This window comes from Shumkonia mesophila (assembly GCF_026163695.1).
GTDB classification, from domain to species: domain Bacteria; phylum Pseudomonadota; class Alphaproteobacteria; order Rhodospirillales; family Shumkoniaceae; genus Shumkonia; species Shumkonia mesophila.
In genome coordinates this window covers 37421-62157 of sequence record NZ_JAOTID010000015.1, presented here as the reverse complement: position 1 = coordinate 62157, position 24737 = coordinate 37421, and the positions used below count along the sequence as shown (strand labels likewise).

Annotated in this window: 23 protein-coding genes; 8 read left to right on the top strand and 15 right to left on the bottom strand. The window is 60.4% G+C overall.

Going from position 1 to position 24737, the window contains the following annotated elements:
* Positions 1-53 precede the first annotated feature (53 nt).
* The 9 genes from ODR01_RS20460 to ODR01_RS20420 form a co-directional block, all read right to left on the bottom strand.
* Positions 54-689: a hypothetical protein gene (locus ODR01_RS20460; protein WP_316979559.1), complete on the bottom strand. Its 636-nt coding sequence runs from the start codon at positions 687-689 to the stop codon at positions 54-56.
* A 14-nt stretch (positions 690-703) separates the two neighbouring features.
* Positions 704-1423 carry an indolepyruvate ferredoxin oxidoreductase subunit alpha gene (locus ODR01_RS20455; protein ID WP_316979558.1) on the bottom strand — a complete coding sequence of 240 codons (720 nt, stop codon included), beginning with the start codon at positions 1421-1423 and terminating at the stop codon, positions 704-706.
* Positions 1420-2106, bottom strand: coding sequence for a GntR family transcriptional regulator (locus tag ODR01_RS20450; RefSeq protein ID WP_316979557.1), 687 nt, complete (start codon positions 2104-2106; stop codon positions 1420-1422). Before ODR01_RS20450 ends, ODR01_RS20455 begins: the two co-directional genes overlap by 4 nt.
* A gap of 488 nt (positions 2107-2594) precedes the next feature.
* Entirely contained in the window at positions 2595-3761 is a 1167-nt protein-coding gene (gene dgoD, locus ODR01_RS20445) for a galactonate dehydratase (RefSeq protein WP_316979556.1), read from the bottom strand.
* 41 nt (positions 3762-3802) lie between these two features.
* On the bottom strand, positions 3803-4900 hold the full coding sequence (locus tag ODR01_RS20440) for an ABC transporter ATP-binding protein (protein WP_316979555.1): 1098 nt from the start codon (positions 4898-4900) through the stop codon (positions 3803-3805).
* Positions 4900-5742, bottom strand: coding sequence for an SDR family NAD(P)-dependent oxidoreductase (locus tag ODR01_RS20435; protein WP_316979554.1), 843 nt, complete (start codon positions 5740-5742; stop codon positions 4900-4902). The genes ODR01_RS20440 and ODR01_RS20435 overlap by 1 nt, the downstream gene beginning before the upstream one ends.
* Positions 5735-6601 carry a carbohydrate ABC transporter permease gene (locus ODR01_RS20430; RefSeq protein WP_316979553.1) on the bottom strand — a complete coding sequence of 289 codons (867 nt, stop codon included), beginning with the start codon at positions 6599-6601 and terminating at the stop codon, positions 5735-5737. Before ODR01_RS20430 ends, ODR01_RS20435 begins: the two co-directional genes overlap by 8 nt.
* Before the next feature lie 2 nt (positions 6602-6603).
* On the bottom strand, positions 6604-7443 hold the full coding sequence (locus ODR01_RS20425; protein WP_316979552.1) for a carbohydrate ABC transporter permease: 840 nt from the start codon (positions 7441-7443) through the stop codon (positions 6604-6606).
* A 71-nt stretch (positions 7444-7514) separates the two neighbouring features.
* Positions 7515-8795, bottom strand: a complete 1281-nt coding sequence (locus ODR01_RS20420) for an ABC transporter substrate-binding protein (protein WP_316979551.1) — start codon at positions 8793-8795, stop codon at positions 7515-7517.
* A 190-nt stretch (positions 8796-8985) separates the two neighbouring features.
* On the opposite strand from ODR01_RS20420, the gene ODR01_RS20415 reads away from it, so the two are divergent.
* The 3 genes from ODR01_RS20415 to ODR01_RS20405 are packed head-to-tail and all read left to right on the top strand — an operon-like array spanning position 8986 to position 11441.
* On the top strand, positions 8986-9705 hold the full coding sequence (locus tag ODR01_RS20415) for a GntR family transcriptional regulator (RefSeq protein WP_316979550.1): 720 nt from the start codon (positions 8986-8988) through the stop codon (positions 9703-9705).
* A gap of 47 nt (positions 9706-9752) precedes the next feature.
* Positions 9753-10523: an HpcH/HpaI aldolase family protein gene (locus ODR01_RS20410; RefSeq protein WP_316979549.1), complete on the top strand. Its 771-nt coding sequence runs from the start codon at positions 9753-9755 to the stop codon at positions 10521-10523.
* 3 nt (positions 10524-10526) lie between these two features.
* Positions 10527-11441, top strand: a complete 915-nt coding sequence (locus ODR01_RS20405) for an SMP-30/gluconolactonase/LRE family protein (RefSeq protein ID WP_316979548.1) — start codon at positions 10527-10529, stop codon at positions 11439-11441.
* A 615-nt stretch (positions 11442-12056) separates the two neighbouring features.
* Here ODR01_RS20405 and ODR01_RS20400 read toward each other — a convergent pair.
* The 4 genes from ODR01_RS20400 to ODR01_RS20385 all read right to left on the bottom strand — a co-directional run bounded on the left by ODR01_RS20400 (position 12057) and on the right by ODR01_RS20385 (position 15605).
* A complete protein-coding gene (locus tag ODR01_RS20400; protein WP_316979547.1) occupies positions 12057-13064 on the bottom strand; it encodes a nucleotidyl transferase AbiEii/AbiGii toxin family protein in 1008 nt (335 codons plus the stop codon).
* A complete protein-coding gene (locus ODR01_RS20395) occupies positions 13057-13653 on the bottom strand; it encodes a DUF6088 family protein (RefSeq protein WP_316979546.1) in 597 nt (198 codons plus the stop codon). The genes ODR01_RS20400 and ODR01_RS20395 overlap by 8 nt, the downstream gene beginning before the upstream one ends.
* Positions 13654-14060: 407 nt before the next feature.
* The gene (locus ODR01_RS20390) at positions 14061-14606 is read right to left on the bottom strand and encodes a hypothetical protein (RefSeq protein WP_316979545.1); all 546 of its coding nucleotides are present in this window, start codon (positions 14604-14606) and stop codon (positions 14061-14063) included.
* Between the two features lie 60 nt (positions 14607-14666).
* On the bottom strand, positions 14667-15605 hold the full coding sequence (locus tag ODR01_RS20385) for an HIT domain-containing protein (RefSeq protein WP_316979544.1): 939 nt from the start codon (positions 15603-15605) through the stop codon (positions 14667-14669).
* Between the two features lie 497 nt (positions 15606-16102).
* Here ODR01_RS20385 and dndB point away from each other — a divergent pair, with 497 nt between their 5' ends.
* Genes dndB through dndA form a run of 5 tightly spaced genes read left to right on the top strand, consistent with a single transcriptional unit; the run spans position 16103 to position 22277 of the window.
* A complete protein-coding gene (gene dndB / locus ODR01_RS20380; RefSeq protein WP_316979543.1) occupies positions 16103-17215 on the top strand; it encodes a DNA sulfur modification protein DndB in 1113 nt (370 codons plus the stop codon).
* A 3-nt stretch (positions 17216-17218) separates the two neighbouring features.
* The gene (dndC, locus tag ODR01_RS20375; RefSeq protein WP_316979542.1) at positions 17219-18706 is read left to right on the top strand and encodes a DNA phosphorothioation system sulfurtransferase DndC; all 1488 of its coding nucleotides are present in this window, start codon (positions 17219-17221) and stop codon (positions 18704-18706) included.
* Positions 18703-20724, top strand: a complete 2022-nt coding sequence (dndD, locus tag ODR01_RS20370) for a DNA sulfur modification protein DndD (RefSeq protein ID WP_316979541.1) — start codon at positions 18703-18705, stop codon at positions 20722-20724. Before dndC ends, dndD begins: the two co-directional genes overlap by 4 nt.
* Positions 20642-21091, top strand: coding sequence for a DNA sulfur modification protein DndE (gene dndE / locus ODR01_RS25295; RefSeq protein WP_394356859.1), 450 nt, complete (start codon positions 20642-20644; stop codon positions 21089-21091). Before dndD ends, dndE begins: the two co-directional genes overlap by 83 nt.
* A 1-nt stretch (position 21092) precedes the next feature.
* Complete coding sequence (gene dndA / locus ODR01_RS20365) at positions 21093-22277, top strand: cysteine desulfurase DndA (protein ID WP_316979540.1); 1185 nt, start codon at positions 21093-21095, stop codon at positions 22275-22277.
* A 48-nt stretch (positions 22278-22325) separates the two neighbouring features.
* On the opposite strand, the gene ODR01_RS20360 is transcribed toward dndA, so the two are convergent.
* Complete coding sequence (locus tag ODR01_RS20360) at positions 22326-22802, bottom strand: hypothetical protein (protein ID WP_316979539.1); 477 nt, start codon at positions 22800-22802, stop codon at positions 22326-22328.
* On the bottom strand, positions 22799-24736 hold the full coding sequence (locus ODR01_RS20355) for an AAA family ATPase (protein ID WP_316979538.1): 1938 nt from the start codon (positions 24734-24736) through the stop codon (positions 22799-22801). The genes ODR01_RS20360 and ODR01_RS20355 overlap by 4 nt, the downstream gene beginning before the upstream one ends.
* Position 24737: the final 1 nt, after the last annotated feature.

Here is a 24737-nt window from a genome sequence, read left to right as displayed (position 1 = left end):
GATGACGATGGTGGTCGGCCGCCGGGCGGCCGCTTGCCGGATCGCCTTTCCGGCTACTGGGCGGTGCTCCTCTGCTTTTCCAGAAGCTCGGCGCACCGCTTGGTATTGAAAATCCCGCACGGGCAGGGGCGCGCCAGCGTCCGCGCGCCCTGCTCCGGCGTCAGCTTGCCCTTCTTCACCTTGTCGATGACCTCGCGGGCCAGCGCGGCGCTAACCAGCGAGTGCCCGCACATGGTCGTCACCGCCAGCACGTCGTCGGCCGGCAGCAGCGAGCGCTTGCCGTAGATGCCGAGCGACAGGAGCGCGGTGTGGGGCCTGAGTCCCACCTCGTAGGCGATCTGCTTGACCTCGTCGATCAGGCCGCTGACGACGACCGAGATGCCGAGCGCCACCTCCTTCAGCTGGGCGAGCACGCCCTTGACCGCATTGCGGTCGGCGAAGGTGGCGATGATGCCATAGGAATTGTCCAGCGTTTTGGCGTACTCATCGGGCTTGAGTCCCGAGAGGTAGTTTCGCCCGGCATGGCTGGAGCCGAAGTTGACGACGTCGTTTTTGAGGTAGATCTCCAGCGTGCGGCGCAGCTTGTCGCCGCAGTCGTCGCGGTTGATGCCCTTGGCGGCGCGCGAATAGATGCAGAAGTCGTTCTTCAGGTCTTCGGGCTTGCCGAAGCGATGCAGGGAATGGCTCATGTCCGGTTCCTCGGCTATTCGACGATCGGCCGGCCGAGGCCGACGTTGATCTTGGCGTTGGGTCTGGGCGTGATGCCGAGCGAGCGCAGCGCGCCGATCACCGGCAGTTCGTCGTTGTCGTCGAAGCGGCTGACCAGCCCGACGGAAACCACCGTGTCGACGTCGTCGAGAAGCGGAATGACCTTGTCCACGACGGCCGCCAGCTGGCTATCGTCGATGCGGATTTCGAGGATCGCCGAGAGGATCTTCTCGTCCCGGAACTCCGGCCTGATTGTGCCGGTCGTCTTGTCGGCGATGAGGCCGGAAATCGGGTTGTCCTCGAGAATGTCGATCCCCATGGCGCAGATCGCCGTGGTGATCTTCTCGATTTCCCGGAATCGCGCTCCCGTTCCCGGTCGGCCGAACTCGAAGAGCATGCCGTAGTCGCCCTTGCCGAACTTGCCGGTCACGTCGTTGGTCTTGGCCTCCTCGGTGCCACGGCCCCAGGCCTTCAGGTTGGGGTGCTGCACGCTGGGGTCGCTGAATTGCATGCGGATGGCGCGCGGATACTCGAACGCCTCGGCGGGCATGTAGATCGCCTCTTCCGGGCAGACCTCGACGTTGCGGCACACGCCGCAGTCCACACACTCGTCCTCGTCGATCGCCGTGCCGTCGTCCCCTTCGGCGATGCAGTTCATTGGGCAGTAGGGAATGCACGACAGGCAGGACGTGCACTTGTCGGGATCTATTTTCATGTCGTCCCCTTTTTTTCTTCCAGGTGTTGCTCCAGGAGGGCGATGTTCTCGAGGATGGATTCCTTGCGCAGCGCCTCCGCCCGTTCGGCGTCGCCGAGCTCGATGGAGCGGATGAGCGCGCCGTGCTTCTTCACCGACTCCTCAAGCTTGCCCGGCATCGAAAGGACTTGCAGGCGGTAACGGGCGGTGTGCTTGCCGAAGACGTCCAGCATGTCGATCAGTTGCTCGTTGCCGCAGGCGCGGATGACCGCCGAGTGGAACTCGGCGTTCAGGCGGTAGTAGGTCTTGCGGTCGTCCTTCCCGGCGACCTGGACCATCTTTTCGTGAAGCTCCTTGAGCACCCGGACGAGCCCGGGGTCGTTGCGCCTGACCGCGAGGTGGGTGGCCAGGCTCTCCAGGTTGGCGCGGATCACGTAGACGTCGATGGCTTCCTTGAGCGAGGCCTGGGCCACAGTGACGCCGCGGCGCGCCTCCTTCTTGACGAAGCCCCGGTTCTCCAGCAGGCGGAAGGCCTCGCGCAGCGGAGAGCGGCTCACCCCCATCTGCTCGCACAGCGTCTGCTCGACCAGGCGTTCCCCCGGCTTCAACTCACCCGAGATGATCCGCGATTCGAGCTGCTCGACGATCTCGGTGACCAGGCTCTTGTGTTGCGAGCCGAGTCTTCCCAACGTTCCCGGTGTCATGGTCAAGGACGCTCCGTTGTCCGGTCGACTGTATACAATCGACTATATACGAAATAGCCACATAGTCAAGAAGGTCATTCCGCTGACGGCTCGCCAGCAGTGCCGTGCAGAAAGTGGACAGGACATCGCTATAGGGGTGATAAAAGCGGGAACTCAGAAAATTTTAAGATAACTCCTAAAAAACAAATACTTAGCACAATATTGCCTGATCGCCCGAACCCACTCCGGCCCAAATCAGATTTGACGGGACGTCGCGCTGGCTGGCTTGGCCACGACCGTGCGTCCCACCGCATGGGCAGGGCCGCATTTCCGGGCGATCATCGCGTTTGGAAATTCCAGAACGTGATCGCCGCCACTACGCCGATCAGATCCTTGATGACGATCAGGCATTGTCGTTCTGGGACTGTGGAATGATATTACCGTAAATGCGCCGGGCTTCCTCGGCGTACCATTCCACGAAGGAGGCTCCGAACGCCACTTCGGCCCACTCACCATTCGGCGTAGGTGCCGTCGGCGTGGGTCCAGTCGGCGTCGGGCAGCCGCCATTCCCCATCCCGCGACGTTACGGTTTTCTCGTCCAGCGCGATGCCCAGACCCGGTGCCGGGTTGGCCTGGAACGCCCCGTCGACCACGCTCAGCGGCCCGGGATCGACGACGTAGTCGAGGAGATCGCCGGGGGGAAGGCCGGCATAGCCGGCGTGATAGTGAAGGCCGAGGCTCTGCTCCTGGATGACGATGTTGGCGCAGCAGAACCCGACCTGCAGCGAGGCGGCCAGCGATATGGGGCCGTTGGGACAATGCGGCGCCACCGCGACGTCGTAGATTTCCGCCAACCGGGCGATCTTCTCCATCTCGAACAGGCCGGTCATCGAAACGTCGGGCTGGATGATGTCGACGGCGCCGCTGTCGAGAACGCGCTTGAACTCCCATCGGGAGGTCAGACGTTCGCCGGTGGCAATCGGGATCGACCTTGCCGCCTGGGCCAGCACCTTGAACGTATCCTCGTTTTCCGGCGTCAGGGGTTCCTCGATCCACATCGGGCGGTAGGGCTCCAATTCAGCCAGCAGCGGCTTCAAGGCCGACCGGGGAACGCGGCCGTGAAAATCGAGGGCGACATCGAGGTCGTTGCCGAAGGCGTCCCGCAAGGCGGCCATGCGGGCCACCGCCGCATCGATCGCGGCTAGGTCGCCGATGCGCTCGATGACGCCGGTGGCGTTCATCTTCACCGCCGTGAAGCCCTGCTCGGTGCGCGTCCGCGCGTGCCCGACGACATCGGCGGGGCTGTCGCCGCCGATCCACGCATAGGCGCGCAGCCGATTCCGGACACTGCCGCCCAGGAATTCGTGGACGGGAAGCCCGTTGGCCTTGCCCTTGATGTCCCACAGCGCCTGTTCGATGCCGGCCGCCGCGGTCGCCAGGACCGGTCCGTGGCGGAAAAACGCCCCTTTGCGCAGCCGCAGGGCAATATCCTCGATGCGGTTCGCATCCATTCCCTTCAGGTTCGCCGCCATATCGGCGATGGCCGCGACGACGGCGCCCGCCCGTTTGGGGATAATGGACTCGCCCCATCCAGTGCGGCCGTCATCGGTCGACACCTTGACGAAGATCCATCGCGGCGGAACGCGGAAGGTGGTGATCTCGGAAATGCGGGGCATCGGCGAACTCGCAACAAGGTCTCGGGCTGGTGGGGACGAATCTAGAAGAGCGTCACACCAGTATGGTCATCGAACAGGAACAGATGGGGGCATGTCGTCGCGAAGGCGACGGGCTGGCCGACCTTGATATGCTGTTCCCTGGGCACCCGGGCGTTGAGCGTCGCATCGCCCGACACGAAATGCACATATTGCTCGGCGCCGAGCATCTCGACCATGTCCACGGTGCCGCGAACGACGACGGCGTGATCCTTTTCATCGCCGTCGACAAGGGTCATGCGCTCGGGACGGATGCCGACGGTGACCGATGGCGACGCCGTCCGTTCCAGGGCCTTCATCTTTTTCGCGTCGAGGCGGATGCGCGCCAGATCGGCGTCGAGCACCACCCCATCGCCCGATCGTTCGATCCGGCACGACAGGAAACGCATGGCCGGCGTCCCGATGAACGAGGCGACGAACCGATTGACCGGCAGATCGTAGAGTTCGTCCGGCGTTCCCACCTGCTGGATGCGCCCCTCGTGCATGACGACGATGCGATCGCCCATGGTCAGGGCCTCGACCTGGTCGTGGGTCACGTAGATCGCCGTCGCCCCGACGGCCCGATGGACCTTCAGGATCTCGGAACGCATCTGGACCCTAAGGTGGGCATCGAGATTGGAAAGCGGCTCGTCGAGCAGGAACACCGCGGGGTCGCGGACGATGGCGCGGCCAAGGGCGACGCGCTGTCGCTGTCCGCCCGAGAGTTGCCGTGGCCGGCGGTCCAGATACGGCGCGATATTGAGCATATCCGCGGCACGCCTGACGCGGCCGTCGATCTCGGCCTTGGGCAGATTGCGCCGGCGCAGGCCAAAGGCCATGTTGTCGTAGACCGACATGTGCGGATAGAGGCCGTAGTTCTGGAAGACCATGGCGATGTCGCGATCGCCGACGTCGACGTCGTTGACGCGGACGTCGTCGAAATGGATGTCACCTTCGGAAATCGACTCCAGACCGGCGACGATGCGCAGCAGCGTGGTTTTCCCGGATCCCGACGGTCCGACCAGAACGATGAATTCGCGGTCGGAGATGTCGAGACTGCAGTCCTTGAGAACGGTCACCGAGCCGAAACGCTTTTCGATACTGCGGAGGGAAATCTTGGCCATCAGGAATGTCCATCGCTTGTACTGGCGGGTTCGCCGTATTCGACCTGGAACGGATCGAGGCGGCGGCTGATGCTGCGCCCGCCGTCGACGGTTAGCACCGCCCCGGTCACGAAGGAGGCCTCGGGCGAAGCCATGAAGGCGACCGCCGCCGCCAACTCATCCGCCGTGCCGTGCCGCCCGAGCAACGCCGCGGTCGTTCCGGCTTGGTGGCGGGCATTGGCCAGATTGGCCAGAAAGGCGTCGGTGGCGATGACGCCGGGCGTCACCATGTTCACCCGGATTCCATGCGGCGCCAGTTCGACGGCCAGGGTGCGCGTCAGGGTCAGGATGGCGCCCTTGCTGGCCACGTAGGCCGAGTAGGTGGGCACCGGCAGATCCGCCTGGACCGAACCGACGTTGACAATGGCCCCCATGCCACGGAGAGCCATGTCGCGCGCCGCGGCACGCGAAAGAGCCGCCGCAGCCGTCACATTGGTGGCAAACACGCGTTCCCATTCCGCGTCATCGGTTTTCAGAAAGGGAACCCGCGAGCCGTGATCGGCGGCATTGTTGATCAGGACATCGATGCGGCCCCAGCGTTGGACGACGGCCGGCACTAGGGCGTCGCGGTCGGCCGCGTTGGTCAGATCGGTCTTGAGGGCGGCGACGTCGGAAAAGGCCGACAGCACCTTCGCCGCCTCGTCCAATCCAGCCCCGTTGCGGCCGGTCAACATGACCCGGCAGCCTTCGCGCGCCAGACGGCCGGCGACGGCGCGTCCGATGCCGCCGGCGGCGCCGGTGACGAGGGCCGTCATGCCGTCGAAGCGTCGGGCCCCCTGAACTGATGAATGAGGATCAGGCACCGGCGACCGCTCCCGCCGTCAGGCCGCGCACCATCGAGCGTTGCACGGCGAAGAAGGCTATCATGAGGGGCAGTGTCGTCACGGTCGCGGCGGCCATCATGCCACCCCAGTCCGTCTTGAACTGCCCGGTGAAGGTGAGCACCAGGGCGGCCGGAAGGGTCTGCTTATCGAGCGTCGTCATGAAGGTCAGGGGGTAGATCAGGTTGTTCCAGGCATCCATGAACACGAAGGTGCCGGTGGTCAGCAGGCCGGGGACGATGAGCGGGACGACGACGCGCAGAACGACCTGCCAACGCGGATAGCCGTCGACGCGCGCCGCTTCCTCGATTTCGATGGGAACGGCATCGATGAAGCTCTTGATCATCCATACGGCGAACGGCAGGCCGAACGTCGTGAACCCCACGATGAGGCCGAAATGGGTGTCGAGAAGGCGCGCGTGCAGCAGCATCAGATAGAGCGGCGCCAGCAGGACGACCATCGGCAACATCCTGAAGATCAGCACCGTATAGCCGAACGGCTTCCGCAAACGGAATTTCGCCCGCGACAGCGCATAGGCCGCCGGGGTGCCGATGACCACCGCGATCACCGCCGTCAGCAGGCAGTCCACCATCGTGTTCAGGAAGAACTGTGGGAACGGCAGGCTGGTCCCGGCAAGCCCGATGTAGTTGGCCAGCGTCGGGTCGTGGGGCCAAAGCGTCGGATCGAGCCGCGTCGCTTCAAGCTCGGACTTGAACGACGTCGCCAGCATCCAATAGACCGGTGCCAGCGTCCAGAGAAGCGCGAAGCCGATGGCCACGAACTGGACGACGCGCGCGGAGTGCCGCCAGAATCCTTTTTGGCCGTTTTCCTGTTTCGTCATGATCAATCCGTCCGCAAAGCGCGCATGTACGCGAGCGCGAAGATGAACAGCAATGCCAGCCACAGGACGCCGAGCGCCGAGGCATAGCCGAATTCGAAGTTCTCGAAGGCGACCCGGTAGACGTAGATCACCAGGGTCGACGTGCTGTAGCCCGGGCCGCCTTGGGTCATCGCCCAGATCTTCGCGAAATCGTTGAAGTTGGCGATGATCATCAGCAGGCTGCCGATCAGCAGCGGATTGCGCAGGTACGGAAGCTTGATGTGGTAGATCATGCTCCAGGTCCGCGTCCGGTCGACCCGTGCCGACTCGATCACCTCGACGGGGATACCGGCCAGCGTCGCGCTGAGCAGCAGGAAGAAGAACGGGGCCATCGCCCAGATGTTGGCGACCATCACCGAAGGCATGGCGAGCGACGCCACGTTGAGCCACGATATGGGATCGTCGATGATGCCGAGCCCGGTCAGCATCGCGTTGATGATGCCGCCCTTCTGCGCATACATGTAGCGGAACAGGAAGGCGACGACGACGAACGGCACCGCCCACGGCGTCACCAGCAGGGCCCGGATGACACGGAAACCGGCGCCGCCGAGGTTCTCCATGAGCAGGGCCATGGCGAGGCCGATCAGCGTCGCGATCCCCACGCTGCCGAAGGTATAGACCGCCGTATTGGCGAGCGATTGCCAGAAAATCCTGTCGGTCAGGATGTTCCGGTAATTCTCGGCGCCCACGAAGACCGCCGGGTCGATGTTCAGCAGGTTGTAGTCCTGAACCGACAGGACGAGGGTGTAGATGATCGGATAGCCGACGACGATGGCGAGCACCAGGATCGTGGGCAAGATCATCCAGTCGAGCCAGGGGAGCTGCCCGGCTTTGCGCCGGGCAGTTTCTGGAATCTGGGCCGGTCCCGTGGATGTCATCGACGGTCCAGCTGTTCCTGGATGGACTGCGCGATGTCGTCGATTGGCTTGGTGCCGGTCACCGCCTCCTGGACGCCGGCCATCACCGCCGTCGCCGCCGCGGCGAACTTCGCCCCGTAGGGCTGCGGCGTCAGCGTCGGGATGATCTTGTCGCGGTAGGCGTTGAAGATCGGCGTGTCGAGCTGGGCGCGAAGCGGGGCGTCGGTCACGTTGGCCAGTGGCGGCAGCGATGCGTTATAGCTGACCGTATAGTTGCGGATGGCTTCCGGCGACGTCGCCAGGTACTTCATGAATGCCCAGGCCGCGTCCTTGTTCTTGCTGTTGGCGAACATGACGAGCTGGTGGCCGCCCTCGAAGGAAGCCGGCTTGCCGCTCGGCCCGGCCGGCATAACCGTGACGCCGTAGGTCTTGTAGAAATCGGCGTCGGACATCTTGTTGGTGCTCTGGATCACGCCCTGCACCAGGACCTGATCCCACAGGAAGGCTACCTTGCCCTGGGCGATCAGCGGACGGAATTCGCCGATCTTGCGGCCGGGGTCGATATAGCCCTTTTGCGCGATCTCACGCATCCACGACAGATACGCCTTCATCTCCTTCGAGGTGGCGCCGGTGGCATCCGCGCCGATCGGCTTTGCGCCGAAGGTGCGCATCCACGGCCAGTTGGAGCTCATCGAGAAGGCGCGATTGGTCGTATCGACGCCCAGCGGGATGACGTCCGGGTGGCTCTTCTTGATGGCGGCCATGGCCGCCATCAGCGCGTCGATGGTCGCCGGCGGGTTGTCGGGATCCAGCCCGGCCTGTTTCAGGATCGTCTTGTTGTACCAGAGGCCGGCCGGCGCCTGATTCCAGGGCAGGGCGATCAGTTTGCCGTCGACCGTAAGCCCGTTCAGGGCGTCGGGCTTCAGCGTCGACTTGAACTCGGTGCCGACGTAGGCATCGAGCGGCTCGACGCCGCCGGTGGTCGCCACCAGGATGGTGTCGTTGCCCGCAACCTGGGCGACATCGGGCGGATTGCCCGAGCGCACCCGCAGAACCAGCTGGCGGGCGATTTCCGAGAACGAAATCGCCTCGCTGTTGATCTTGACGTTGGGGTTGGCGGCCTCGAAGTCGGCAATGACTTTTTCGATCCCCGGCCGGGTGGCCCCTTCGGCCGACGCCCAGTTGGCGAAGGTCAGGGTGATCTTTCCGCTCTGGGCATGGGCCGTCGTGGCGGCCAGGGCGAGAAGGGATGCCGCCGCCATTCCGAACAAATGCTCGTGCTTGCTGAATCCAAACATGGTTCTCCCCTTTGTGAGACGACCGCGTGGCGCGGCCGGATCGCCTTTCTCCCGTGTGTGACCGGCTTCATATGACCGGCTTCGCTATTTACAATATCTGATATGTTAGATACTGTCTAGCCAGTGCTATCGCTTTATCGGACGAGGAATTAGGCTGGGCGGAAACCCGCCACGGAAAGGGATGCCGGACTTGGACCTGGAAAGACTCAACCGACCGGTGTCACTGACCGAGATGGCGCTCCGCGAGCTGCGCAACGCCATCATCGACGGCCGGCTGAAACTGGGTGACCGCTTTTCCGAGGCGCGGCTCTCGAAGATGCTCGGCATCAGCAAGACGCCGGTACGCGAGGCGTTGCAGGAGCTTCGCCGCGAAGGCCTGGTGCAGATCGATCCGCAGCGCGGCACGACGATCTTCCGCATCGAGGATTCGGAGGTCGACCAGATCACGGAATTCCGCCAAATCCTGGAAATCACCGCGGCGAGGCGGATTCTCGCCGGCGACCGCGCGCCGACCTGCCGCAAGTTGCGCGCCATCGTCGAGGCCATGGGCAAGGCGCTCGAGCGCAAGGAAATCATGGCCTACCGCCTGCTCGACGCCGAGCTTCACCAGGTCCTGATCGACGACTGCGGCAACAATTACATCGTCAATGCCTACGGATTGATTTCGGCGAAGGTCGGCGCCCTGCGCACGCGGGCCCACGACGACCGCGAGGTGGTCGACCGGTCGGCCGGCATGCACGCGCTCATCGTCGAGAAAATGGAAGCGGGCGACACGGAGACCTTTTGCCGGCTTCTCGTGCAGCACATCCAGAACGCCGGGCGCGACTACCGATCCTGGCTTGACAGGCGGCGGGCCGAGGAGGGCGCCACCGACCAGGCCGCGATCGAAGCCGAAACGCCGGGAGCCTAGACGAAATGATATCGGATGCGATCACACCTGGCGCCGGAGTCCGCTCGATGCCCCTGCCGATAAACGCTTTCAAGAAAGGCCTGACCGCCCGCAACAAGATGCTCGGCGTGTGGGCAATAAGCGGAAGCGCCGTCGTCGCGGAAGCGCTTGGCTTCTGCGGCTATGATTTCGTGGTGCTCGACATGGAGCACGCACCGAACGACGTGCCGCGCATCCTGGCCCTGCTTCAGGCGGTCGCCGGGACGCCCGCCGCGTCGGTCGTCCGCTTGCCGTGGAACGACGCGGTCGTCGTCAAGCAAGTGCTCGACTGCGGCGTCCAAACCATCATGTTTCCGTACATCCAGACGGCCGACGACGCGCGGCGCGCCGTCGCTGCCACCCGCTATCCGCCGGACGGCGTGCGCGGCGTCGCCGGCATGAGCCGCGCGACACGCTATGGCAGCGTGCCCGATTACTTCCGGGTCGCCGCCGGCGAACTGTGCGTCGTGGTCCAGATCGAAACGGCCGAAGCGGTCGGCAACCTGCAGGCGATCGCCGACGTGGACGGCGTCGACTGCCTGTTCGTCGGCCCCAACGACCTGTCGGCGAGCCTGGGCCGCGCCGGCCAGACCGATCACCCCGAGGTCCGGGCCAAGCTGGCCGAGGCTGTCGGGATGTGCGCGGATTTGGGGAAACCCTGCGGGATCCTGGCGGCGAACGCCGCCCGCGCGGACGAGTATCTCGACATGGGCTACAACTGGGTTGCAGCCGGCTCGGACCTCGGCCTGCTGCTGACCACCGCCCGGCAGAACCTCAAGGATCTGCGGGCGGGGGCGTGAACCATGAGGGTGCTGACACCCGACGTCGAGACCATCGGCGAGGCGCGCGCCCTTTTGGGCGAAGGCGTCATCTGGCAACCCGAGACGAAGACGGTCCTTTGGGTCGACATCGTCGGCCGGCGGGTCATCGAGACCGATCCGGCGACCGGTGCGGCAAAGGAGTGGCCGTTTCCCGAACAAACGGCCTTCGTGCAACCGGCCGCCGACGGGACCTGGCTGGTCGGCCAGCAAAGGGGAATCGTGCGGTTCGATCCGGCGAGCGGGCGGACGACGCCCTTCGTCGACATCGAGGCCGACGACCCGGCGACGCGGACCAACGATGCGGCCTGCGACCCGGCGGGCCGCCTCGTCGTCGGAACCATGCGCCTGCCGGAAGCCGGCCTGGCCCCCGTCGGCAGTCTCTATCGCGTCACCGGAGACGGCAACGTCACGGTGCTGGACTCGGGCCTCTACGTTCCCAACGGCATCGCCTTCAGTCCGGACGGCCGCATCGCCTATTGGGCCGATACCTATAAGACGCGGCGCCAGATCTGGTCCGCCGACCACGACCCGGACAGCGGCCGCCTGGGACCGAAGCGGCCCTTCGCGACGATCGCCGAGGCCGATGGACGGCCCGACGGCGCGGCCGTCGATGCCGCCGGATGCTATTGGGTGGCCGCCGTCTGGGGATGGCAACTCCTGCGCTTCACGCCAAAGGGAACGGTCGATCTCGCCGTCCGCCTTCCCGTCCAGCGGCCGACCAAGCTGGCCTTCGGCGGACCGGATCTGACGACCATCTTCGTCGTATCGATCGCCGACGATGACGGCGCGGGACCGGCAAAAGCGAACCCATCCATGGCTGGCCGCCTTCTTGCGCTGAACCTGGGGATCGCCGGCCTTCCGCCGGTTCGTTTCCGAGGTGTCGGAAGGTCAAACTGATATCCGGCGTTTGGGCCGCTTCCTGTCCTGTAAGAAATCGAGGTATATGCGCCCGGGGTTGCGTGCCCGAAACCTGCAGGAAGGAGTTTGCCGAGGCAAGCACTCTTGAGGGACGGAGACAAAAAGCCCTGGCCCAGGACTTGCCTCGATCCTCGACGAGGCAACGAAGCTGCTCCAAGAATTCGACGGAACACAGTTCGCGAGCACCATAGAGACCTGCCGCGCTCGAAGGTCTCGACGATGGTCATGTGGCCGCCGCAACAGGGGCATGGCGGGCGACGGTCGGCGGTGACGACGCTGTCGGTTGGCTGCATAGCCGGCGGCAGGGGTGGCATGCGATAAATTTTCCAAGCGATTGATCCGCAAGGAAAACTTTTCGCCTCGGCCTCGGGCCAGCCAACAGAGATACCAACACCCCCGTCTTGTGGCGCGGTTCGGGTTCCAAATCGCCTTGCCAACCCGTTGGTACGCTTTCCCCGGGACCGTCAAATCCATCAGATGGGTTCCCGCCGGAAATTTGCACCTCAGATTTTTTCGAGAGAATTCGAAGCCTCGATCGCCGTGCCCGAGGGAGAGCGGCATCTCGTTCAATACGCGCGTTGCATTCTCTCCCTGTTAGGCATTGGCCTTTCGCTCCAGGCTCCGACAGCGCTCGATCAGGACTTCGAAAGCCTCCTCATCGTCGAGCAGCAACCCGTCGTCGACCATGCGCCGGTAGTCGTCGGCCAGCGCCTCTTGCGCGGCTCCTTCAGGAACAAGACAGATATTCCCGGTTACGGCCGCGGTGTAGTCGATGGCTCGGCCCTCGGCGTCCTTCTCCGCGAAAAACATCGCCTTGTGCCGCGCCACCGCCAGGGCGAGTTCGCGGTCCCGTAACGCTGCGTCGGCGTAGCCGGCATCGTCCAGGCGAATGAGGTCATGCCAGTGCCGGGCGACCCGATCGCCTCGCAGCCGGCGCTGGAGACAAAAGACATGAACGGCCGTGGCCTTCTCCCAGAAGGTTCGCTCGGCGCGCATGACGCGCGGCGACGCCTCGGGGAAGGTCAGGGTCTTGAGGTGATCGGCAGCATCGCAGCCGATCCTGCGAACCTCAGAAGGCTCGCCGGTCGACCTTGCGCCAAATTCGAGCATGACCGACGGGCTGACATAGCCCGAGCCGGCCACCAACCGTTCATAGTCGATGAACACCTTTTCTTCCTCGGAGCGCAGGGTTGCCGGCAGGTGCTCGCGATCAATCGCCTTGCGCAGTTCGGGAACAACGGTCTCGGCGATCCACTGCGGGAGGCGGGCGCGGACTTCGTGGGTCCACCTCTTCTCCTGGCTTCGGTTGGGCGGGAGCGCCTCGCCGCGATCGCCGATCAGGTCCGGGATCAGTTCCCGGATGTCGTAGGTGAGGTCTATGTCTTCGGAGAACCGGCGGATCGCCGCGTAAACCTTGGAGAGCGAGGTTCCGCCTTTGAAGACCAGATGCTTGGCGATTGGCGAGGAGAAGAGCGTGGCAAGCGCCCAGACGACCCAGACATCCTTCTCAAGCAGGTGCACCGGCCGCCCGCCGGCCGCAGCGGCAAACTCCAGGGCGTCCCGCTGGTCCCGAACAGAGAGCTGGAGGAACGCCTCAGCCATTCACGATGATCTCGCTGACCTCTTCGGCGAGCCAAGTCGGAAGGATGGATCGCACCGAGGCGATTTCCTCCCACTCCGATCTGGGCAGCTTGCGCTTGAGTACGGCGAGAGCCTCGCCGACCCGCTCCGGTCCGAGCCATGCCAAGGCGTGAAGAACCTCGCCGGACCGACGGCCGGCAAGCACAAACTGCCAGCGGGGCGCATGGCGAAGCTCGATGGTCTGGGAACCGACAGTCAGTCGCCGGCTCGGCCCGGACGTGAGATAGACTGCGCGAATGGGCACCTGCGACGTCAGGCCGAGCCGGTTCGCGGCTGCGGCGCCGTGAGGAACCACCGTCTCCCCCTTGAGACCGGCAAAGGCCTCGACGACCTGCGAGGTCGACGGCGGGCGTGCGCCGAACCGGCCCTCCACCGGCCGCACATAGACGCCACGCCCGACCCGCAGCAGATGGCCGCGCTTGACCAGGCGGGACAGCGCCTGATCCACGGCGGCCCGGCCGCCCAGATGCAGCAACTCCTTGGCGCAGATTGGCGCCCCTTCCGGAAGTTTCTCGGTGTGCGCGAGGATTGTCGTGGCCAGCGTGTTCATGATGAGTCTCCGACTGTCAGAAATATAAGCTAGTTTCTGACAGTTTTCAACCGCCAACAGGCTGCTTCAATGGGAACACCTCCGCGCTCGGCCACAAAGGCGCAACCGAACTGACGTTGGGAGTTTGGCTCGCTCATTGATACAACACCTCGGAATACAGGTCTCACAGTCCGAGGATTTGCATCAGAACAGTCGCATGGACATTTGATCGTCGGGGCCTTGGCTGTCGGTGGTTGCGGGGCGCGAAGCCACCGAATCAGACTCGATGGTCGTCGCTGTATAGATTGCAGGACCGTAGCCTTCTCGATAGCCTTACAGAATGGTTATTCCCAGCTATCCGGGCGACATCTCTCTCATGTCTCGAGCCGCCATCGAGGCCGCCCTCCGGTTCCCTATCCACGTAAAATTTAGACAAACTCGTCATGAGCGTTGCCAGATTCAACGACTTCATGGCTGCGCGCCAATTCGCCGTCGGTTTGGCCATCTCGGAATGTATGCGACAGTTGAGTCGCTGCTTCCGGTTTGCCGTACCATTCCATTCTCATTGCCGTCGATACCATGAGCACACCGCTGACGATCGCCACCAGTCCCAGCAAAACCTGGAAAACCCGCCGCACGGTATGCGAGTTGGTCCCTACTCCATAGCCGTCTGCCGCTACGAAGCCTCTCGGGTGAAAGTCCTTCAACCAAATCAAATACTCGCCCATAATGTAGCGCAGGCGAGCGAGAACAACGATTAGCCCCACATTGCCGACACAGGCCAGAAACAAGAGACAGGTTTGAAAGAGCGGCGTGTCATCGACCTTTGATACGCCAAACCAAAGTCCACCAGTCAGCGTCATAGCAATGATCGGGATCTGCCACATCAGCTGATTTAGAGATCGGAACATCTGATGATTCTGATCGAACGCTGTGAGGTCTCGATCGTGGTCAATCTGCGCTTGATCAAGCATCGTTTACCCCCGTTCTACATTTGCGCAGGTAGTATAACGCCCTGGTAGATCGTAAGATGATTAGTAGCTCTGTCTTGAGGGGATCACGCCACGAACGCCACCCCGGGGGTCCAGCACGTCGCCATCACGCCTGGGAATGACATGTACATGGCAATGGAAAACGGTCTGGCCCGCAGATATTCCTGAGTTAGTGCCTATATTGAAGCCGGAGATAGTCGGATCGCCGTCGCGAAGGTGCCGGACCAAACGGAGTTCAAGATCCCGAACAGCATTCAGCTCTGGCTGCCAAAGGCCGAGGTAGTCGCTTACATGCCTGCGCGGCACGATTAGGGTGTGGCCCGACGTCACCGGAAACCGGTCCTTGATAGCGAACGCCAACTCGTTCTCCACAACAACTAGGCTGCGATCGACAGTGCAAAACAGGCACCCCGGATCACGAAGCTGATAGGCTTCGTGTGCACTGTGAAAATCTGTAATGTCGCGATCTAGTTTTTGAGCATTGCAAGTGCTGCAAAGTGCCTGCAGATTGGACAGATCATTGGAGCCCCCTTGCGTTCGCGGCAGGATATGATCGACCTGTAGCGCACGCTCTTGGTTGCTGACACCACAAGCCTCACATCGCCCTTTCGCCCGCATTAGAACCTTATAGCGAAGCGTCCCCGGAATCGGATCGAAATTTTGTGCGCGATGACGCCAAATAGCGGCTTGTCGGAGAGCAACGTATTCGGCGACCCTGGCGTCACACATTGCCACCAACGATGCGCGCTCCCACTCATTCAGTCGCGCGAGTTCCTCAGGAAGTCGATACACACCTTGGCGGTGTTCAATGATTCCATGCCGCTTTAGTGTATGGGTCGGATAGTTCTTCGCGATCTGCTCGTAATATTCGAGCTGACTGAGGTCTGCAGCGAGAAACGCCGCAGCTATCTGGCGACGTGTCGCTGCGCCTCCTCCCACAAGGATCGTCTTTATCATCAGGGGTTGGTAGACATGGCTCATCGACATCCCCTCGGTGAGGAACGATCTAAGCCGATCATAGGCCGTCATTCCAGCCGCGGCATCGTTGGGTTCATCTGCACCAGTCATGCGCATACACCGAACTCGGCCGGCTGAAGGTTGACCAGCTTTCCTCATGCTTCGCTCCCCGGTACCATCAACAACTCCTTGCCTCGGGGCCCCACCCTTACGTAGCGTGCGCCTTGATCTTACAAAGCTCGATGCGATTTTGGGTCGCCTAGCCTCAGTCAAGGAGATGGCACGAATCTGGCTCCCTTGGACAACAGGAGGATGAGCATCCGATGGTGCGACAGTGGTGGCACTAGAGGGTTTATTTCAAGCAATATGGGCATCTGCAATCAGAAGGCACCATACATTGACGCTGCCATGCCGTCCTGCTGATATCCGCTTCCTACAGTAGCCCAAAAAATTTGACGTCCAAACTGAATATTTTGACTTCCATGCCGCCTTGTAATAACTTCCATCCTTGGAGGCTGGCGATGGAAAGCAACAGTTACGATTTCACCGCGATCCGCGGAATTCAAGCTGGTACGGCGTATTATGTAATCATGGTACCGCTGAAAGTCGTTCCACGGCTTTTTCGGTTCGATGACGAAGCGGTGCCTGCGGCACTCCGTGCACAGCGCGTGCTCAATAAGGCGCGTGTGCCGATGATAGCACGCTACATCACGGAAAATCCGTCCGAGTATATTCTGTCATCGCTCTGTGCGTCCGTTGATGGAGAGATGGTGTTCGAGCCTGCGGCGATGGATGGGCCGCTCCGTACCGTTGGGAAACTGCGAATCGCAATGTCGGCAACCATCTTGATCAACGACGGACAACACCGCCGTGCCGCGATAGAGGAAGCGATCCGGGACAGGCCGCTTATCGGAGATGAAACCATTTCGGTGGTGGTGTTCGCAGATAGGGGTTTGGCGCGTTCACAACAAATGTTCGCCGACCTCAACATCCATGCCGTACGGCCGACAAAATCAATCAAGCTTCTATACAATCACCGAGACACACTGGCCGGGCTGTCGAGGGATATCGTCAACCAGATTCCCTTGTTTCGGGATTTTACGGATCTGGAGAAAACGAGCATCTCAAATCGATCGCTGAAGCTGTTCACGTTGAGTAGCATCCATCAAGCCACAGCAGAGCTGATTGGAAAAGCGCGTGGTAACGCAGTCGCCCCCACGGATCGCGACCTCACTGTCGCTTTCTGGACGGAAGTGATCCGGAACATGCCAGATTGGCAACGGGTTGGCTCGCGCGAGGTTGCCGCCGCGGAGCTTCGTCGTGACTACATCCACGCGCACGGGATTGCCGTGCAGGCGATCGCAATCGCCGGGGCTCAACTCATCAAGGCACGACCAGAAGACTGGGCCACGCATCTCGCAAAGCTCCGTCAGATTGATTGGTCACGGGCCAACCGGGAGCTCTGGGACGGCCGCGCCCTCATAGCCGGCAAGATCAATAAATCGAAGAACAATGTCAGGCTGGTTGCCAATGTCGTGACTCGGGCGCTGGATCTACCGCTGTCTTCTGATGCAAAATACGTCGAAGAGCTATTCGGAGCGGCGCCGAATGTCCCGCTGAAAGCAGCGAGCTAATTTATGGCGAACCGTTTCATTTTCGACCGCGCGGCTCTCGCCGAACGATATCGCGAAATCCAAGAGGTCTACCTCTCTGATAGTCGCCCGTGGGTCGTTGGTTTCAGCGGCGGCAAGGATTCAACCTGTGCCCTGCAGATGGTGTGGTTGGCGCTGCTTGAGCTGCCTCCTGAACAACGGCGGAAGCCGATTTATGTAATCAGCTCTGACACGTTGGTTGAGACGCCCGTGATTGTCCGGCACATCGATGCGACTTTGGAGCGCATCGAAGAGGCCGCCAAAGCGCAAGGCTTGCCGATCACGACGAAGAAGGTGATGCCGAATATCGATCGAAGCTTTTGGGTCAACCTGATCGGGCGCGGCTATCCTGCTCCATCGAGACGTTTTCGCTGGTGTACGGAACGGCTGAAGATTGAACCAGCCAACGACTTCATCAAAGAACGCGTCGCCGAGTTCGGCGAGGTGGTTATGGTATTGGGGGTGCGGGCATCGGAAAGCGCCACACGGGCCCAGGTCATGTCCTTCCACCGGATCAAGGACTCGGCCCTCTCCAGGCATTCGTCACTCCTCAACGCCTTTGTTTATGGGCCAATTGAGGCGCTATCGACCGACGATGTTTGGACCTATTTGCTGCAAACCCCGTCGCCGTGGGGCAACGACAATCGCGAGCTCGTCGCCATGTACCGCAGCGCCCAGGCAGGAGAATGTCCCCTCGTCGTCGACAAAACAACGCCGAGTTGTGGGAATTCTCGATTCGGTTGCTGGGTTTGCACAGTTGTAGAGCGAGACCGGTCTATGGAAGCGATGATCGACTCCGGCGAAGGCTGGTTGGAACCGCTTCTCGAGTTCAGGGATCTGCTCGCCGAAACGCAGATACCGGAAAAGAAAAAGCTCTATCGTGATTTCCGCCGCCGTAGCGGTCATGTCGCCTTTATCCGCGATACGGACACGCCGGTACCAGGGCCTTATACATTCGATTTCTGCAAGCAACTCCTGCGGCAGTTACTTGAAACGCAGATTGAAGTTCAGCGCAATGCACCTCCAGGTGAGGCACCCCTTATCATTCATGATGCGGAGCTGCATGAAATTCGACGTATTTGGCGTGCCGAACGCGGAGATTGGGCGGATACCGTCCCCCTTATCGTACGTGACGTCCTGGGGCGCGATCTCGACTGGGTGATGGAGGATGCGGTCACGTTTACCGCTGATGATGGGAAACTGCTAGATGACATTTGCGGCGCCCACGACGTTCCAACAGAACTTGTGGTGCGTTTACTTGAAATTGAGCGCTCCGCTCACGGCTTGAAACGTCGGCATTCAGTCCACACCCGGATCGAAGAAGTGTTCCGCCAAGAATGGCGCGATATCGATGAGATTGTCGCTGAACGCCGCACCAACCGCGGCGATAACACCACGATTGAGGTAGACTTGGAAGACGATGCGGAACATTCGCTCCTTTCTCAGGCCTCGCCGGGACAGGTCGACCAATGATTTTGCGCAGTCTTGAGCTAGAAAACTTTGGACTCTATGCCGGCCTGAATCGGATAGACCTTATCCCCCGTCGGCGAAAAGGCGGCGACGGCTCAATCGTGCTGATCGGAGGAAAGAATGGCACGGGTAAGACGACCCTACTCGAGGCTGTTCGCCTAGCACTCTATGGTCGGCGTGCACTTGGTGCCCGCGTCGCGCAATCCGAATACAGGGAGTATCTTCAGGGTCGCGTGCATCGTTCATCTGGCGCGGGATCCGCGGCAGTCGGGATAGAGTTCGATTACGCCGAGGCCGGAAGTGTCCACCGGTACCGCGTACGTCGCGAATGGGCGACACGGGGAAAAACTGTCATCGAGAGTTTGCTGCTCGATAAGGATGGAGCAGCGGTCACAGCAGTGCCGCGGGACGAGTGGCATCACTTTCTCCAGGAGCTAATTCCCCCGGGGGTGTCACAGCTGTTCTTCTTTGATGGTGAGAAGATCAGGGAGATCGCTGACGGCGAGGAGGACAACGAACATTTAGCAGAGGCTGTGCGAGGGCTCTTAGGTATCGAGCTCGTCAGCAGCATGCGTACAGACCTTGGCCTGTATCTGGCCCGCCACCAGAGGGAAAGCGACAATGGAACGGCCGCCAGGCTGGAAGCCGTGGTCCGAGATGCCGGTGTGCTGGAACGTCGTGCCATCGAGCTTGCGGAAGATGTCGCTGAGCTATCATCTGAACGCGAGTCCCAGGCCCGCGCTGCCGAGCAAATCAGACGGCGGTTCATCGCCGAGGGCGGAGAGGCGGCGACACTGAAAGGCCGTTTGGAGGGAGAACGGGAAGAGATCTGTCGGGCGATTACCCTTCGCGAACATGAATTACGTGAGCTCGCCAACGGACTGTTACCGTTTGCGCTCGCTCCCCGACTCATTGCGGATTTTCACAGTGCTTTGATTAGAGCGGGCACGGGTGAGGATCGCCAGGGGTCAGCTGCCAGTTTACAAAAGACACTGTCCGTGTGGAGGCGGAAGGCTGGCACTTCATCAGATCGGAAAGCATTTTGGACCGATGAGCACTGGGCTGATCTGGAGCGATTTCTTAATGCGTGGTCGCATAGCGACAAAGAGCAAGCGCTGGCGCCACCGGCATTTCGAGAGTTAGGGGACGGAGCGACCGCGCTCGCGAGGCTGGCCGAAATCGAAACTACAATCCGTCCAAGGGCCTTTGCGATGCGGGCTGAACTGGACGTGCTTACACAACGGCTAGGCGAATTGGAAACAGCTCTGGCGAGGGCCGAGAATGCCGCGGCCGGCGTTCTATTGGATGAACTACGCCTCGCAGAGCAGCGCGTAGGTTCTACGGAGACAGTACTGCGAGCTAAGCAGGACGACTATAAGAGCATAAAGGGCCAGCTGGTTACGCTGGAGCGCGAAAGGCGCCACCTCCTAGATGAGCAGGCCGCGACAGCCGCCGCAGCCAATCGAGCAGCCATGGCTGCGAAGGTGGCAAATGCGCTTGCAGAGTATGAACAGCGATTATTGGATCACAAGCTGGTACAGCTTAGGACGGAATTCGTCAGGTGTTTTAACCATCTTGCCCGTAAGCACGATTTGATTGCGGACGTACACCTGTCGGACTCATTTGTGGCAACATTGGTTGATTCAAATGGCCGAAACGTACCGAAAGCAGCGCTGTCTGCTGGCGAGAAACAGGTGTATGCAATCGCCATGCTCTGGGCACTAGCCCGCACAAGCGGGCAGCCCTTGCCGATGATTATCGACACGCCTTTGGCTCGGCTTGACTCCGAGCATCGTAGTAATCTTATAGAACGGTACTTTCCTGTTGCGAGCCATCAAGTGATCCTGCTGGCCACTGACACTGAGATCGACGATGCACTCCTCCGCACCTTAGGCACTAGCGTCTCACATACTTATCGCCTTGATTACCACGCAGAGGATGGCTGCACGACAGCTTCGCCCGGGTACTTCGGGCAGGTGTCAGAACTGCGGGGAGAGCGCCTTGCACTACAGCAAGCTTAGGATTTCATCCGACGCTACCAGTAAGCTGCGCTCCTTACGGCAACGGACGGGGCTGACACCTAATCTTCTTTGTCGAATGGCAATTATGCTGTCTCTAGAAGAGGGGCCAATTGGTACAGCAACACCTCCAGATGAGGATGGTTCGGAGTTCAACGCTTATACGCTCACTGGAGAATTTGGGGCCCTTTTCGGCGCACTATTGCGGTGGGTCGAGGAGGGACCGTCATCGGATATCCCTCTCGAAGACGAAGCCTTATTGGCAAGACTAAGAGGCCACCTCCATCGTGGAGTGGGAACCCTTTCTGTAAGGGCGAAGTCGGCCTCTGACGTTCTTCATCTTGTCCCTATAGCCAATGGTGAAATCTAACATGAGCGTACCGGAGGCGATAACGTCGGCGATCTACCTCGACCATAATGCAACGACCCCGATTGACCCACGGGTCTTCGCGGCAATGGAGCCTTATCTTAAGGCTCTGTTTGGCAATCCGTCCAGCGTTGAGCATGAGCATGGAAACTCGGCGGCATTGGCAGTGGACCGTGCGCGCGAACAGGTCGCTCAAGCCATCGGCTGTCGGCCGCAAGAGATAATCTTCACCGGAAGTTGTACAGAGGCGAACAACCTTGCCATATTAGGCATCGCTCGCGGGGCACCCGAGAAGCGACACATAGTCACGACACGGATTGAACATCCGGCGGTACTGGAACCTGTTCGCGCATTAGAGTGCGAGGGATGGTGTATCACCTATCTCGATGTCGACAATAACGGCCGTGTTTCGGCCGATGCCATTGCCGACACTCTGAGGGAAGACACAGCCTTGGTCTCGGTGATGGCTGCAAACAACGAAGTTGGCACACTGCAGCCGTTAGCTGCCATTGGAGCTTTATGTGCAGCGCGAGGAGTGTTGTTTCACAGCGACCTAGCTCAACTGACAGCCTACGGAGATGTCAACGTAGAGCGCGACAACATTCATTTGGCCAGTCTGTCGGCGCATAAGGCTTACGGCCCCAAAGGGGTCGGCGCCCTTTATATCCGCTCGCGTCGACCGCGACCGCGGCTTGTCCCAATTATGTACGGAGGTGGTCACGAGCGAGGCCTTCGCCCAGGAACGCTCAACACCGCTGCGATCGTAGGCATGGGAGAGGCCTTGCAGCTTGCACACGTCCAGGCACAAGAGGACGCCATCCGATTGCGCGCCTTGTGTAATGTCTTTCGTGACGAACTGATTGCGGCTTTACCAGGGGCTCTCTTAAATGGCGATCCGACGGAGCGTCTAGCCAACAACCTCTCGTTCTCGATTGATGGAGTAGAACCGCTTGCGCTGATCAGAGCATTGCGAGGTCAACTAAGTTTTTCCGCCTCAAGCGCATGCACGACCGACAAAATAGAAACATCGCACGTGTTACTAGCGATGTTTGGCGATACGAGCCGAGCTCGTACGGCCTTTCGGATCGCTCCAGGTCGCTTCACGACTACGGCTGATATGGAGAAGGCGCTGGATGCGATTGTCCGAGAGGCGCACCGACTGCGCGAAATGGCACGACCCGCCGCCTGACGGCTCCGCGCCAGGGTCTGTCGAGCAAGAATAGTAAATGACTATGATTTATATGGCCGGCTCCACAGAACCAGTATGCCAATAGCTGTGATAGGCAACAATAAATTCATCGAGACTAGCCGGGGGCATCATTCGATCTTGTAGAATCTTAAAACCCGCTGCGGCGTAAAGATTAAGCAGTTTGTTGCCGTTCTCGCTCAGCCGGGTAGCCGAGGTTGGGTTCACGAGTTGGATCATCTCGTTTTCGATACTCGCTTTGTCATCAGCCTTGATCCCCTTGCGATCCAACTCAGCATCTATCAACAGACCGGCGAGAATATCTGCTTGATCTTTATAGTCATCAGGATACCCATTGACGAAGACATCACCTTCTAAGTCCCCGTCGTTGCCGATTTTTCGCACGTCAAGACCAGCCATTAAGCAACAATAATAGGCATCAAACATTATAAATTTTGTAAATCCGTCTCGATGTGCTTCCACCAACTTGAAAAACGTCCGTCCTCCTAGCGGGAATACAAAGCTCATTGAACCGCCTCCAACTGATGAAATGTACGGAAGAACGGCAGTCCTTCTCTAACTTCCGTCCCACTGTGACCGTCGCGCCAGACGGTCAGATACTTCACACCCTCGCGATCATAAAAGGCGTCCGCAAAGCCTTCCCGCTCGCTGGATATAACGAATATAATCATCTGGTCAAAAAGATCCGGAATAAGGTCGCCTACTTCACGACGCACTTTTGTATCTAACGAAACCGCCGGGCTGTCGACGATGAAAGGCAACTTATAGGTCGCGTCAGTCAGCAAGGACGTTAGGAACGCATAAGCAACAGCAAGGCTTTGTCCTTCACTTACGCCTGGTTTGGAAGCTATGCCACCTGACTCCAACTCCAACGCGCCCCCAATCTTGGCGATGCGAAGCTTCTCGCTTGGTACAAGTTGAGCCAATTTTTCATTCGTAGAGAGCCGAACCCTTTCACGAAGCTTATCGAGAGCCTCAACTGTAATGGATGAAAGGATCTCTTTCATGCATTCCGACTGCATGACAAATCGACGTGTTTTGGTGGCCGTAGCATGCTTCTCCCGGCATCGCTTCAGCTCAATTTCGCAAAGGGGTAAGTTGCTTTCTGCGGTCACGCCGAGCGCCCGCTGTCGCGATGTATCGCGGGTCGTAAGCCGCTCAAGTGCTGCGTCAATTTTTTCAAGGTCGGTCTCAACGCGGCGAACTTCATTGCGCAGGCGCTCTACCTCGGTATCACCCGCCTCTATGCGGTCAAGTTCGAGCTGGTCTAGCGCCATTTTGTTTTGACGGAGCTCGCGCTGTCGTGCTGTCAGAGCCGTAGCTACGGCGTTGATTTGGGTGACGTCGGCCGAGCTCTCCCGCAACGCCAGTTTCATCTTGTTTATGACTAAGATTTGGTCTTCAGCAAGATAGGAATCAGCGCGATCAAGAATGGCCTGTTTGACCGGCGGGGTGATTGACCGACCACACACGCATTCTGTCTGTTCCGCTAATTCTTTAAAAAACTCAGCGGAAATGGTCTTTGGCAATTTGAGGTGAGTTAACCTGCCGCCGAGCCCGCGTAGGCGATCGAGGATGCGAGGATGGAGCTTCGCAGGCGCTCGAAGCACACTCATGCCCTGTGCAGTCAGCTCAAAAATTGCGCGATCGATTCTCTCCCGCTCCTCATCAAGCTGCTGCTTCCGCTTCTTCAAAGTCTCGTCTTGTTGAATCCGGCCACTTATTTGAGCGGTGAGACTTGATCCGCGCGCTTCAAGATCCCGGTGTTGCTTCTGGAAATCCAGGTGCTGTTGGGTCAGCCTCTCCTTGTTTGCGACAGCAGCATCGTATGCGTTTCGCCACCGGCGTACGCCTTTCAACTCACTAGCCGTTGACACTGCGGCCGCCCGCTGCTGTGTCTCGCCTACGAGGCGGTCGATCTGCCGGCTAAGGTCAGCTAGCCGATCAAGACCGTACAGTGTACGAATAGCGTCGGCGGCTCGCTCCTTGCCAACCGTTCGAATTTCCTTGGCTAGTTCGCCATCGAAGATGAACAACCGGCTGAACTCGGGCGTCAACAACCGACGTAATTCCGTGGGGAGCGATAACCCTTCATCGAGGCCACCGCTGCGAACCTCCGACCGCGCTGTCCAATAAGAGTGGCTTCCGTCGCGATAATCCAACTTAAGCTGGAGCCTAAATGGTCTGCCATCGACCGTAAGCCGGACTTCAAATAGGCCAGTATCGGCGTTGTCAGCCGCTCGAAAATTGCGGACCGCCTGTGGAGTGAGGGCCTCGCCGGCGAAGATGGCCCGAAAAAGTGACATCGTGGTCGTCTTGCCAGTTCCGTTAGGCATCTGAATAAGCGTCCAACGGTTTGGCGTTAATGCAAGGTCGATTTCGATATCTCGCAGGTCACCGCGAATATTTTCATAGCGCCAGCCTAGGACTCGGACATCCATG